Here is a 13146-nt window from a genome sequence, read left to right as displayed (position 1 = left end):
CCCCCAGCGGAAAAGTGCTTATAATGCCCAGCGATTTTTTCCGCTTTTTACTGCCGGCGCGGGCCGTTCTGTGTGTTCCCGGAACCCTGTCGCCCAATTCATTCTTTGCCCTGGATGTCCAAAAGCCTTGATTCGTCTGCTGAAATTCTTCGGTTGGTCCATCGTCGCCGTTTTCTGCGGACTGCTTTTAGTTCTCAGTGGCGCGTTTCTTTACCTTAGTCCGGGTTTGCCATCTGTGGAGGCGCTGAGAAGCATTCAGTTGCAGATTCCGCTCCGGGTGTACAGCAGCGACAACAAGTTGATCGCAGAATTTGGCGAAATGCGCCGCACACCGATCCGTTTCGCCGACATTCCCCCCAATTTCATCAATGCGTTACTAAGTGCTGAAGACGACAACTTCGCCAACCACTATGGCGTCGATCCGAGCAGCCTGATGCGTGCCGCGACCCAACTGGTCAAGAGCGGGCACATCCAGTCAGGCGGCAGCACCATCACCATGCAGGTGGCGAAGAACTTCTTCCTGACCAGCGAACGCAGCTTCTCGCGCAAGACCACGGAAATCCTCCTGGCCCTGCAGATCGAACGCCAGCTGACCAAGGACGAGATCCTTGAGCTGTACGTGAACAAGATCTATCTGGGCAACCGCGCCTACGGCATCGAAGCAGCGGCGCAGGTGTATTACGGCAAGTCGATCCGCGAAGTCAGCCTGGCGCAGATGGCGATGATCGCCGGCCTGCCGAAAGCCCCGTCGCGCTTCAACCCGCTGGCCAACCCGGCGCGCAGCAAGGAGCGTCGCGACTGGATCCTCGGGCGCATGTACAAGCTCGGCAAGATCACCGAGGCCGACTACACCGCCGCGATCAACGAGCCACTGAACGCCAGCTACCACGTGCCGACCCCGGAAGTGAACGCGCCGTACATCGCCGAGATGGCCCGTGCGGAAATGGTCGGCCGCTACGGCAGCGACGCCTATACCGAAGGTTTCCGCGTCACCACCACGGTGCCGAGCAATCTGCAGGAAATGGCCAACACCGCGCTGCACGAAGGCCTGATGACCTACGATCAGCGTCATGGCTACCGTGGCCCTGAATCGCGCCTGCCGGGCAAGACCCGCGAAGCCTGGGCCACCGAGCTGACCAAGCAACGCACCATCAGCAGCCTGGAGCCGGCCATCGTCACCCAGGTCGACAAGAACGGCCTGCAGGTGCTGACCCGCACCGGTGAAGAACACGTTGCCTGGGACACCATGAAGTGGGCCCGCCCGTTCCTCAATACCAACAGCATGGGCGCAGCTCCGCGTCAGCCATCGGATGTGGCGCAGGTCGGCGATCTGGTGCGCGTGCAGCGCCAGCCGAACAATTCGCTGAAGTTCAGCCAGATTCCGCAGGCCCAGGGCGCGCTGGTATCGCTGGACCCGCAGAACGGCGCGATCCGCTCGCTGGTCGGCGGTTTCGCCTTCGAGCAGAGCAACTACAACCGTGCCATGCAGGCCAAGCGTCAGCCGGGTTCGAGCTTCAAGCCATTCGTTTACAGTGCCGCGCTGGATAACGGCTACACCGCTGCCACGCTGGTCAACGACGCGCCGATCGTGTTCGTCGACGAGTACCTGGACAAGGTCTGGCGCCCGAAGAACGACACCAACACCTTCCTCGGCCCGATCCGCCTGCGTGAAGCGCTGTACAAGTCGCGCAACCTGGTTTCGATCCGCCTGCTGCAAGCCATGGGCGTGGGCAAGACCATCGACTACATCACCCGCTTCGGCTTCAACAAGCAGGACCTGCCGCCAAACCTGTCCCTGGCACTGGGCACCGCGACCCTGACACCGATGGAAATCGCCACCGGCTGGAGCACCTTTGCCAACGGCGGTTACAAGATCACCCCGTACATCATCGACAAAATCGAAAGCCGCAATGGCGACACGCTGTTCGTCGCCAATCCGCCGACCGTGCCACAAGGCGCCTCGGCCACTGACGGCATCGCGGCGCCGGCCAGCCAGTCGTTCACCGTCAACGCCGCACCGGTGCCGGGCGAAGCGCCGGGCGCTGCAGCGGTGCCACAAGCGCCGGCAGTCGCCGAGCGCATCGTCGATGGCCGCACCACTTACATCCTCAACAGCATGTTGCAGGACGTGATCAAGCTCGGCACCGGTCGTCGCGCACTGGCCATGGGCCGCAGCGACATCGCCGGCAAGACCGGTACGACCAACGAATCCAAGGATGCATGGTTCTCCGGTTACAACGCCGATTACGTGACCACGGTCTGGACCGGTTTCGACCAGCCGGAAAGCCTCGGTCGCCGGGAGTTCGGCGGCACCGTGGCGCTGCCGATCTGGATGAACTACATGAGCGCAGCGCTCAAGGACAAGCCGCCGCATGTCCAGCCGGAACCGGAAGGCATCCTCAGTCTGCGGGTGGACCCGGTCAGCGGCCGCGCAGCGTCGCCGAGCACGCCAGGCGCCTACTTCGAGCTGTTCAAGGCTGAGGACACTCCACCGTCGGTCAACGAGATCGGCAACGGCACGGCACCGGGCAGCCCGCTGCCGGCGGATGAACAGGCGCCGATCGACCTGTTCTGATCCTGATCCGCAAAAAGCCCCGCCTTCGTGAGAAGTGCGGGGCTTTTTTATGCCTGCCAGATTTGTATTGCATGGACTGACCCCTTCGCGAGCAAGCCCGCTCCCACATTGGAATGCATTTCACCTGTGGGAGCGGGTCTGCTCGCGAAGAGGCCCTCGCCGACAACACAGAATTCATAGGCACAAAAAAGCCCCGACTCTCGCGAGCCGGGGCTTTCGGTTGAAGCACTACAACGACTTAGCCGTTGAACACATCATCCACGCTTTTCAGCGGGTAGTTCTTCGGATACGGCAGGGTTGCTACGCCGGTCTCGATCGCAGCCTTGGCCACGGCGTCGGAGATCACGGTGATCAGGCGCTTGTCCATTGGCTTCGGAATGATGTACTCACGACCGAATTCCAGGGAGATGCCGCCGTAGGCGTCGCACACTTCCTGAGGGACCGGCAGCTTGGCCAGTTCGCGCAGGGCGTTGGCGGCAGCGATCTTCATTTCTTCGTTGATGCGCTTGGCGCGAACGTCCAGGGCACCGCGGAAGATGAACGGGAAGCCCAGCACGTTGTTGACCTGGTTCGGGTAGTCCGAACGGCCGGTGGCCATGATCACATCGTTGCGGGTGGCGTGAGCCAGTTCCGGGGAGATTTCCGGATCCGGGTTGGAGCAGGCGAAGACGATCGGGTTGGCCGCCATGCGCTTGAGTTGCTCGGCGCTCAGCAGGTTCGGGCCCGACAGGCCGACGAATACGTCAGCGCCTTCGATGGCGTCGTCCAGGGTGCGCTTCTCGGTAGGATGAGCGAACACGGCCTTGTACTGGTTCAGGTCGTCACGGCCAGCGTGGATCACGCCGGTACGGTCAACCATGAAGATGTTCTCGACCTTGGCGCCCATGCTCACCAGCAACTTCATGCAGGAGATGGCGGCTGCGCCAGCGCCCAGGCAGACGATCTTGGCGTCGGCCAGGGTTTTGCCAGCGATTTCCAGGGCGTTGATCATGCCCGCAGCGGTCACGATCGCGGTGCCGTGCTGGTCATCGTGGAACACCGGAATGTCGCACTGCTCGATCAGGGCGCGTTCGATCTCGAAGCACTCCGGAGCCTTGATGTCTTCCAGGTTGATGCCGCCGAACGTGATGGAAATGCGTTTTACGGTGTCGATGAAGGCTTGCGGGCTTTCGGAATCGACTTCGATGTCGAATACGTCGATACCGGCGAAGCGCTTGAACAGTACACCTTTACCCTCCATCACTGGCTTGGAAGCCAGTGGGCCGAGGTTACCCAGGCCCAGAATCGCGGTGCCATCGGAAATGACTGCAACCAGGTTGCCCTTGCCGGTGTACTTGTAGGCCAGTTCAGGATCGCGGGCGATCTCGCGCACTGGTTCAGCTACGCCGGGGCTGTAGGCCAGCGACAGGTCGCGGGCGGTAGCAGTGGCCTTGGTGAGCTCGACACTCAGCTTCCCTGGACGAGGATGGGCATGATATTCGAGAGCGGCAGTTTTCAGATCAGACATTTTGGCATTCCGCTTTTTACTGTTGGACAGACTGGTCAGCGAGGATACGCGCCTCGCAAAGTCCCCACAAGACTGCCCGGTCACCCCTGTCAAGCGCCCTGCCCTACGACTTTGGGCCAAGAGCCACGGCGCACAAGGGCTAGACTGTTCACAATCGACTGAAAAAATGTCTACAATTTTTTCTTCAGCGGGACGGCTGGAGCATCGAAGGATCGGTCAGCGGCAACAGCCAGCGCGCCTGGCCAGATTTCAATCCACCGCGCCGAGAACGGTCGACCACCCAGCCACGGGCCTCGATCTGCTTGCCCTTCAACGCTTGCAGAGAGGCACCATCGAAACGATCCAGCAGATTGGGTGCAACGCGCAGTACAAGCTTGTCCTGCAACTCGATCCAGATTCCGCCGCGATTGCGCTGAACCTTGCTCACACGCCCGCTGACCAGCGCGAACCCCGAACGCTCGATCTGCTCCGCTTTCAGTACAGGTGAGCGCTTCCACAGGCCAAGCCCGCCCTCTCGCGCGCGGCGTTCGGCGGCTTGCTGGCAATCGACCAGATCGACATTCGGCGCCACCGCGACCTGGAAACCGAGGCCATCGGCGAGCATCTGCGCTTCGAGGTTCTCACCCCTGGCGCTGAAAACATGGGCCAGGGTGCGGCCGTAATGGTCTTTGGGCTGGGCGCCGAGTCGCAGGCCAACCCGCCCGTCGCTCTCGGCGACCAGGGCTTCGAGACGCTTGCGCGCGGCAACCGCAAACGGCTCGTCGCTGCGGCCCTGCTTGCCGAGTTCGGGCGTATTGAGACCGATCATCCGCACATTGCGCCCGTCGCTCAGGCGCAGGGTGTCGCCGTCGACCACTCGCTGCACGGTGGCGCTGTCCAGCCCGGACGGCGCCGGGCAGAAGGCCTGGGCGGCGGAGAGCCAAATCGCGGACACAAAAAAGGCGCCCGCAAGGGACGCCTTTTTCATCAGACCGGAAAAGCCGCTGAGGTTTTCCAGAATGAAGGGCCTTAGGCCTTTTTCGCGCCGAAAGCACCGAAACGGTCGGCGAACTTCTGAACGCGACCACCGGTGTCCAGAGTCTTCTGCTTACCGGTGTAGAACGGGTGGCACTCGTTGCAAACGTCGATCGCCAGGGCTTTGCCGAAGGTCGAACGGGTTTCGAACTTGTTGCCGCAGCTGCAAGTTACTGCAACTTCTGGGTAATTCGGGTGGATATCGGCTTTCATGGTGTTTTCCTCAGCTGGCGTGCCGCCATCCAACACGATTGTTGAATACCGCACGTAATTAGGCCGCGGATTCTACCAGACAATCCCGATCACGCAAGCTGTCACTGAGACCGACCGTCTGCTAGGCTCGCGCCCCAAATGCTGATCATCTGCGCGCAAACCTGTGGGAGCGGGCTTGCCCGCGAAGAGTCGCATAAAGTCGGCATCTTCATCGACTGTCAGGACGCTTTCGCGGGCAAGCCCGCTCCCACAGGGTTCGCGCTCAGCCTTTCTTACTGCCCGCTCACAGAGAATCCCCCGCGTGCCCGACGCCATTCTGCGCCTCGCCCTGCCTTCGCCCCTGCGCCGCCTGTTCGACTACCGGGCCCCGGCCGGCGTGCTGCGTTCGCAGTTGCAACCGGGCATGCGCCTGCGGGTGCCGTTTGGCCGGAGGGAGATGATCGGGATTCTGGTGGAAGTCACTGACACCAGCGAAGTGCCGGTGGAAAAACTCAAACCGGCGCTGGCCCTGCTCGATGCCACCGCACCGCTGCCGCCGGCGCTGTTCAAGCTGTGCCTGTGGACGGCTCAGTATTATCAGCACAGCCTCGGCGACACTCTGAGCTGGGCGTTGCCGGTGCTGTTGCGTCAGGGCGAACTGGCCGAGGCCCGCCAGGAACGCTTCTGGTCCGCCGCCCCCGGCGCCAGCCTCGATGACCCGCGCATCGCCCGCGCCCCGCGCCAGCGTGAAGCCTTGGCAACTTTGGCCCAGCACCCTCACGGCGTCGCCCATCAGTTGCTGAGCAAACTGATGCTGAGCAAGGACAGCCTCGACCTGCTGCTGGCCAAGAATCTGGTGCAGGTCGAAGTGCGCCGCCACGCTCCCGGCGCGCGCCATGAACACTGGCTGGCCCAGCCCGAGCTGCCGCTCAACAGCGAACAGCGCGCCGCGTACGAGGCGATTCGCGCCGGTTTCGACAGTTATCACGCGTTCCTGCTCGCCGGGGTCACTGGCAGCGGCAAGACCGAAGTCTATTTGCAGTTGATCCGCGAAACCCTCGAGGCCGGCAAGCAGGCGCTGGTGCTGATTCCGGAGATCAACCTCGGCCCGCAGACCCTCGCCCGTTTCGAACAACGTTTCAATGCGCGCATCGCCCTGCTGCACTCGGCGGTCAACGATCGTGATCGTCTGGATGCCTGGCTCGCCGCCCGTGACGGTGAGGCCGACATTATTATCGGCACTCGTTCAGCGCTGTTCACCCCGATGAAAAATCCGGGGCTGATCATCATCGACGAAGAACACGACGGCTCTTATAAACAGCAGGAGGGCCTGCGTTACCACGCGCGGGATCTGGCGCTGGTGCGGGCGCGGCAGGAAAACATCCCGATCGTGCTCGGCTCAGCGACGCCATCGCTGGAAAGCCTGCACAACGCCTACACCGGTCGTTACGGGCTCCTGCGCCTGAACGAACGGGCCGGCGGTGCCAAGCAACCACGATTCCTGCGCCTGGATGTGAAAAGCCGTCCGCTGGACAGCGGCATTTCCGGGCCGATGCAGCAAGCCATCGGCCAGACCCTCGCCGCCGGCCAGCAGGTGCTGGTATTCCTCAACCGCCGGGGGTTTGCCCCGACCCTGCTGTGTCACGATTGCGGCTGGATGTCCGAGTGCCAGCGTTGCGATGCGCGGATGACCGTGCACCAGCGTTACGGCGAACTGCGCTGCCACCACTGCGGTTACGTCGAGCGCGTGCCGCGCCAGTGCCCGAAGTGCAACAAGGTCGATCTGCGGCCGGTGGGCGCCGGCACCGAGCGGGCCGAGGAACGGCTGGCGATTCTGTTCCCGGACTATCCGGTGCTACGCGTCGACCGTGACAGCACCTCGCGCAAGGACGCGATGAACCAGTTGTTCGCCACGATCCAGAAAGGCCAGCCATGCATTCTGGTCGGCACCCAGATGTTGGCCAAGGGTCACCACTTCCCCCGGGTCACCCTGGTGTCGATCCTCGACGCCGACGGCGGGCTGTTTTCCGGCGACTTCCGCGCCAGCGAGCGCATGGCGCAATTGATCGTGCAGGTCGCCGGCCGTGCCGGGCGGGCGGAAGAACCGGGCAAGGTGATCATCCAGACGCATCTGGCCGACCATCCTTTATTGGTGCAGTTGACCGAGCAGGGTTACTTCGCCTTCGCCGAGCAGGCCCTTAGCGAACGCCGCGCCGCCGGCCTGCCGCCGTTCGCCCACCTCGCCCTGCTGCGCGCCGAAGCGCACAAGCCGGGACAGGCCGAAGGCTTTCTCGATGAAGCCTGCAGCGAGGCCGAGCGTTTGCTGGCCGAACAGAACCTGAGCGGAATCGAATTGCTGGGCCCCGTGCCGGCGCCGATGGAACGCCGGGCCGGACGCTTCCGCGCGCAGCTGCTGTTGCAGGCCACGGCCCGGGCGCCGCTGCACCGATTGCTGGCGAGCTGGCTGCTGGCGCTGGAACAGATGCCGAGCGGCCGGGCGGTGCGCTGGTCGCTGGATGTCGACCCGGTGGATCTGTACTGACCGGGCAAAACCGGCCGAATTGTCACCACACATCCACATCCTGCCTGCTAAGGTTGGCAAGCCCGTCTTCGCAACGGATAATGCCCAGTTTTTCCACCCGCGCATCGATGCGCCGCCGCGCTTGCGGTCGAAAGAGAAGACCATGAAAGACACCATTCGCCAGCTGATCCAACAAGCCCTCACCCAACTCGTCAACGAAGGTGTGTTGCCTGAAGGCCTGACGCCGGCGATCCAGGTGGAAAACGCCCGGGACAAGACCCACGGCGACTTCGCCAGCAACATCGCGATGATGCTGGCCAAGCCTGCCGGCATGAAACCGCGTGATCTGGCGGAAAAAATCATCGCCGCCCTGCCGGCTGACGAAAACGTCACCAAGGCCGAAATCGCCGGTCCCGGTTTCATCAACTTCTTCCAGAACACTCAAGCACTGGCCTCGCGCCTCGACGCCGCCCTGGCCGACGATCACGTTGGCGTGCGCAAGGCCGGTCCGGCGCAACGCACCGTGGTCGACCTGTCGGCACCGAACCTGGCCAAAGAGATGCACGTCGGCCACTTGCGCTCGACCATCATTGGCGACGGCGTGGCGCGGGTACTCGAATTCCTCGGCGACACCGTCATCCGTCAGAACCACGTCGGCGACTGGGGCACCCAGTTCGGCATGCTGATGGCTTATCTGCAGGAAAACCCGATCACCAGCGACGAGCTGTCGGACCTGGAAAACTTCTACCGCGCCGCCAAGCAACGCTTCGACGAGTCAGCGGAATTCGCCGACCGCGCCCGTGGCCTGGTGGTCAAGCTGCAGGCCGGCGATGCCGAGTGTCTGGCACTGTGGACCAAGTTCAAGGACATCTCGCTGTCGCACTGCCAGAAGATCTACGAACTGCTCAACGTCAAACTGACCATGGCCGACGTGATGGGCGAAAGCGCCTACAACGACGACCTGATCAACGTGGTCAACGACCTGAAAGCCGCCGGCATGCTGGTCGAAAGCAACGGCGCCCAGTGCGTGTTCCTCGACGAATTCAAGAACGCCGAAGGCGAGCCGCTGCCGGTGATCATCGTCAAGGCTGACGGCGGCTACCTGTACGCCACCACCGACCTGGCGGCCGTGCGCTACCGCAGCGGCAAGCTGAAGGCCGACCGTGCGCTGTACTTCGTCGACCAGCGTCAGGCCCTGCACTTCCAGCAAGTGTTCGCCGTGGCGCGCAAGGCCGGCTTCGTGACCCATCCGATGGAAATGGAACACATGGGCTTCGGCACCATGAACGGCGCCGACGGCCGTCCGTTCAAGACCCGTGACGGAGGCACCGTGAAGCTGATCGATCTGCTGACTGAAGCTCAGGAACGCGCTTACACCCTGGTGAAAGACAAGAATCCGGAACTGGCGGAAGACGAACTGCGCAACATCGCCAAAGTCGTGGGCATCGGCGCGGTGAAATACGCCGACCTGTCGAAGCACCGCACCAGCGACTACAGCTTCAACTTCGACCTGATGCTCAACTTCGAAGGCAACACCGCGCCGTACCTGCTGTACGCCTACACTCGTGTGGCTGGTGTGTTCCGCAAACTGGGCAAGGATTTCAGCGAAGTTGACGGCCAGATCGTCCTCGAAGCGGCGCACGAACAGGAACTGGCGGCCAAACTGGCGCAGTTCGGTGAAGTGCTGAACAACGTTGCGGAAAAGGGCACGCCACACACCCTGTGCACCTACCTGTACGACGTGGCCGGCCTGTTCTCCAGCTTCTACGAGAACTGCCCGATCCTCGCCGCCGAGACCCCGGCACAAATGCAAAGCCGTCTGCGCCTTGCCGCGCTGACCGGCCGTACCCTCAAGCAAGGCCTGGAACTGCTCGGCCTGGAAACCCTGGAGCGTATGTAAGTTGGCTGCCAAGAAAAAACCTGCACCCAAGCGTGGCGCCAGCCGTTACCAAGCTCCTGCGAAGCAACCGATTCCGGGTTGGCTGTGGATGGCCATCGGCCTGACGGTCGGCGCGTTCATCGTGTTCCTGATGAAACTGGAGCCGGGCAAGGGCAGCGACACGGTCAAGCGCGAGAAGGTCGAACAACAGCAACAACAGAAGGCCACCAAGATAGCCGAGGCCAACAAGACCCCGCCGAGCCCGACGCAACCGGTGAAGCCGAAGTACGACTTCTACACCCTGCTGCCGGAATCGGAAGTGATCGTGCCGCCTGATGCGGTGCCGGAGAAAACCCTGCCGACGCCACAGGTGCCGGCGATCCCGACCACGCCGGTGACCCCGGCGGAAGCGGCGAAGATCGACACGGCGCGGGCGCAGGCTGCACTGGCCGGGATCACCCCGCCGCCAGCGCCACCGGTGACCAAGGCTGCGCCGGTGACCAAGTTCTTCCTCCAGGCCGGCTCGTTCCGCAAAGAGGCCGATGCCGACAAGGTGCGCGCGCAGATCATTCTGCTCGGCCAGGCGGTAGCGGTTGAATCCGGGACGGTGAAGGATGAAACCTGGTATCGCGTACTGGTCGGCCCGTTCAGCAACCGCGAACAACTGACCACCGCCCAGAAACAACTGGCGGGCGCAGGTTTCAGCAACCTGTTGTTACAACAACGCCAGAGCCGCTAACAACTCCCCACCGATCGTTCCCACGCTCTGCGTGGGGAATGCAGCCCGGGACGCTCCGCGTCCCTTGCCGCAGGGACGCGGAGCGTCCATTGAGGCATTCCCGCGCGGAGCGTGGGAGCGATCACGTTGCTTTGCGTGAGAACGACCCCGCGCAAACCACCGCTCGTCCCCTCTCCCTCCCCGCAGTTGAAATCCTCTCCACCACCCCCATATGAATGGGCATAAGGCATTTTCGCCCCGCAGTGTGGAGACTCTTCCCTTGACCACCATCGTTTCAGTCCGCCGCCACGGCAAAGTCGTCATGGGCGGCGACGGCCAGGTTTCTCTCGGCAACACCGTGATGAAAGGCAACGCGAAGAAAGTTCGTCGCCTGTACCACGGTCAGGTCATCGCCGGTTTCGCCGGTGCCACCGCCGACGCCTTCACCCTGTTCGAACGTTTCGAAGGCCAGCTCGAGAAACATCAGGGCCATCTGATCCGCGCCGCCGTCGAACTCGCCAAAGAATGGCGCACCGACCGCTCCCTGAGCCGCCTCGAAGCGATGCTCGCGGTCGCCAACAAGGACGCTTCACTGATCATCACCGGCAATGGTGACGTGGTCGAACCCGAGAATGGCCTGATCGCCATGGGTTCCGGTGGCGGTTACGCCCAGGCTGCAGCCAGCGCGCTATTGAAAAAGACCGACCTGTCGGCCCGTGAAATCGTCGAAACCGCACTGGGCATCGCTGCCGACATCTGCGTATTCACCAACCACACTCAGACCATTGAGGAGCAGGATCTCGCTGAAGAAGCCTGATACGGCCCCTGTGCCACGGCTTGTTTCTGCTTGAGGACCGTCAATTATTATGTCCATGACTCCCCGCGAAATCGTCCACGAACTCAACCGCCATATCATCGGCCAGGACGATGCCAAGCGCGCCGTCGCGATTGCCCTGCGCAACCGCTGGCGTCGCATGCAGCTGCCTGAAGAGCTGCGCGTTGAAGTGACCCCGAAGAACATCCTGATGATCGGTCCGACCGGTGTCGGTAAAACCGAGATCGCCCGTCGCCTGGCCAAGCTGGCCAATGCGCCGTTCATCAAGGTCGAAGCGACCAAGTTCACCGAAGTCGGCTACGTCGGCCGCGACGTCGAATCGATCATCCGTGATCTGGCCGATGCCGCGATCAAGATGCTGCGCGAGCAGGAAATGACCCGCGTTCGCCACCGTGCCGAAGACGCCGCCGAGGACCGCATCCTCGACGCCCTGCTGCCACCGGCACGCATGGGTTTCAGCAACGAAGAAGCGCCGACCCAGGATTCCAATACCCGCCAGCTGTTCCGCAAGCGCCTGCGCGAAGGTCAGCTGGACGACAAGGAAATCGAGATCGAAGTCGCCGAAATGGCCGGCATCGAGATCGCCACGCCGCCGGGCATGGAAGAGATGACCAACCAGCTTCAGTCCCTGTTCGCCAACATGGGCAAGGGCAAGAAGAAGTCCCGCAAGCTCAAGGTCAAGGAAGCGCTGAAGCTGGTGCGCGATGAAGAAGCCGGTCGCCTGGTCAACGAAGAAGAGTTGAAGGCCAAGGCCCTGGAAGCGGTCGAGCAGCACGGCATCGTGTTCATCGACGAAATCGACAAGGTCGCCAAACGCGGCAATGTCGGCGGCGCCGATGTGTCCCGTGAAGGCGTGCAACGCGACCTGCTGCCGCTGATCGAGGGCTGCACCGTCAACACCAAGCTGGGCATGGTCAAGACCGACCACATCCTGTTCATCGCCTCCGGCGCGTTCCATCTGAGCAAGCCGAGCGATCTGGTGCCGGAGCTGCAAGGCCGTCTGCCGATCCGCGTCGAACTCAAGGCCCTGAGCCCGGAAGACTTCGAGCGCATCCTCAGCGAACCGCATGCCTCGCTCACCGAGCAATACTGCGCGCTGCTGAAGACCGAAGGCCTGAACATCCAGTTCCAGCCTGAAGGCATCAAGCGTCTGGCGGAGATCGCCTGGCAGGTCAACGAGAAGACCGAGAACATCGGTGCCCGTCGCCTGCACACGTTGCTCGAGCGCCTGCTGGAAGAGGTGTCGTTCAGTGCCGGCGATCTGGCCAGCGCCCACGACGACAAGGCGATCCTGATCGACGCCGAGTACGTCAACAGCCACCTGGGCGAATTGGCGCAGAACGAAGACCTGTCCCGTTATATCCTGTAAGCCATACTTACAGTGGTCGTGAAACTGTGGGAGCCATCGGCTCCCACAATTTTTTCCACCTGACGGAACGCCGGCGATGACCCAACTCCCTACCGACATCAAACTGCACAAAGCCTCGAAAACCCTGTCGCTCAAATACGCGTCCGGCGAGGAATACACCCTGCCCGCCGAATTCCTGCGTGTGCATTCCCCCTCCGCCGAGGTCCAGGGCCACGGCAAACCGATCCTGCAATTCGGCAAGCTGCACGTCGGCCTGACCAAGGTAGAACCGGCCGGTCAGTACGCACTGAAACTGACCTTCGACGACGGTCACGACAGCGGCCTGTTCACCTGGGATTACCTCTACGAACTGGGGCGACGTTATGACGCACTCTGGGCGGATTATCTGGCCGAGCTCAAAGCCGCCGGCAAAACCCGCGACCCGGACGAGTCTGTCGTCAAGCTGATGCTCTAGTCCGCGCCTCGTACTGTTTAGAGGGCATTTTCTAGATTCATCTGTTTGAATGCTCCGCTAAAGCGGCCCGGGATCGGCTGCT

At 62.4% G+C, this 13146-nt stretch carries 10 protein-coding genes; 7 read left to right on the top strand and 3 right to left on the bottom strand.

All coding sequences use genetic code 11. The annotated features are described in order from the left end of the window. The first annotated feature begins 130 nt into the window (after nt 1-130). On the top strand, nt 131-2575 hold the full coding sequence (locus C6Y56_RS01995) for a penicillin-binding protein 1A (protein ID WP_423815192.1): 2445 nt from the start codon (nt 131-133) through the stop codon (nt 2573-2575). A 238-nt stretch (nt 2576-2813) separates the two neighbouring features. Here C6Y56_RS01995 and C6Y56_RS01990 read toward each other — a convergent pair whose 3' ends face one another. The 3 genes from C6Y56_RS01990 to rpmE form a co-directional block, all read right to left on the bottom strand. Further along, a complete protein-coding gene (locus C6Y56_RS01990) occupies nt 2814-4082 on the bottom strand; it encodes a malic enzyme-like NAD(P)-binding protein (protein WP_169428502.1) in 1269 nt (422 codons plus the stop codon). A gap of 184 nt (nt 4083-4266) precedes the next feature. Continuing rightward, entirely contained in the window at nt 4267-5049 is a 783-nt protein-coding gene (locus tag C6Y56_RS01985; protein WP_169428501.1) for a thermonuclease family protein, read from the bottom strand. A gap of 41 nt (nt 5050-5090) precedes the next feature. Beyond that, nucleotides 5091-5309, bottom strand: coding sequence for a 50S ribosomal protein L31 (gene rpmE, locus C6Y56_RS01980; protein WP_007952398.1), 219 nt, complete (start codon nt 5307-5309; stop codon nt 5091-5093). A gap of 301 nt (nt 5310-5610) precedes the next feature. Between rpmE and C6Y56_RS01975 the strand changes: the two genes are divergently transcribed. The 6 genes from C6Y56_RS01975 to C6Y56_RS01950 all read left to right on the top strand — a co-directional run bounded on the left by C6Y56_RS01975 (nt 5611) and on the right by C6Y56_RS01950 (nt 13064). Then, nucleotides 5611-7830 (top strand): primosomal protein N', encoded by a 2220-nt coding sequence (locus C6Y56_RS01975; protein ID WP_169428500.1) that lies wholly within the window; start codon nt 5611-5613, stop codon nt 7828-7830. Nucleotides 7831-7972: 142 nt separating this feature from the next. Continuing rightward, the gene (gene argS, locus C6Y56_RS01970) at nt 7973-9709 is read left to right on the top strand and encodes an arginine--tRNA ligase (protein ID WP_169428499.1); all 1737 of its coding nucleotides are present in this window, start codon (nt 7973-7975) and stop codon (nt 9707-9709) included. A gap of 1 nt (nt 9710) precedes the next feature. Continuing rightward, nucleotides 9711-10427 (top strand): SPOR domain-containing protein, encoded by a 717-nt coding sequence (locus C6Y56_RS01965; protein WP_085732564.1) that lies wholly within the window; start codon nt 9711-9713, stop codon nt 10425-10427. Nucleotides 10428-10686: 259 nt separating this feature from the next. Next, nucleotides 10687-11223, top strand: a complete 537-nt coding sequence (hslV, locus tag C6Y56_RS01960; RefSeq protein WP_003220875.1) for an ATP-dependent protease subunit HslV — start codon at nt 10687-10689, stop codon at nt 11221-11223. Nucleotides 11224-11272: 49 nt separating this feature from the next. Beyond that, on the top strand, nt 11273-12610 hold the full coding sequence (hslU, locus tag C6Y56_RS01955; protein ID WP_169428498.1) for an ATP-dependent protease ATPase subunit HslU: 1338 nt from the start codon (nt 11273-11275) through the stop codon (nt 12608-12610). A 76-nt stretch (nt 12611-12686) separates the two neighbouring features. Then, entirely contained in the window at nt 12687-13064 is a 378-nt protein-coding gene (locus C6Y56_RS01950) for a gamma-butyrobetaine hydroxylase-like domain-containing protein (protein ID WP_085711048.1), read from the top strand. The last annotated feature ends 82 nt before the right edge of the window (nt 13065-13146 follow it).

This window comes from Pseudomonas fluorescens (assembly GCF_012974785.1).
Lineage (GTDB): Bacteria > Pseudomonadota > Gammaproteobacteria > Pseudomonadales > Pseudomonadaceae > Aquipseudomonas > Aquipseudomonas fluorescens_BT.
This window is presented reverse-complemented; position numbering and strand designations above follow the sequence as displayed.

What these genes read in the sequence shown, in the direction of transcription:
- C6Y56_RS01990 (WP_169428502.1), bottom strand. Translation starts at nt 4,082, where the DNA reads ATGTCTGATCTGAAAACTGCCGCTCTCGAATATCATGCCCATCCTCGT.
- C6Y56_RS01985 (WP_169428501.1), bottom strand. Translation starts at nt 5,049, where the DNA reads ATGAAAAAGGCGTCCCTTGCGGGCGCCTTTTTTGTGTCCGCGATTTGG.
- rpmE (WP_007952398.1), bottom strand. Translation starts at nt 5,309, where the DNA reads ATGAAAGCCGATATCCACCCGAATTACCCAGAAGTTGCAGTAACTTGC.
- argS (WP_169428499.1), top strand. Translation starts at nt 7,973, where the DNA reads ATGAAAGACACCATTCGCCAGCTGATCCAACAAGCCCTCACCCAACTC.
- hslU (WP_169428498.1), top strand. Translation starts at nt 11,273, where the DNA reads ATGTCCATGACTCCCCGCGAAATCGTCCACGAACTCAACCGCCATATC.
- C6Y56_RS01950 (WP_085711048.1), top strand. Translation starts at nt 12,687, where the DNA reads ATGACCCAACTCCCTACCGACATCAAACTGCACAAAGCCTCGAAAACC.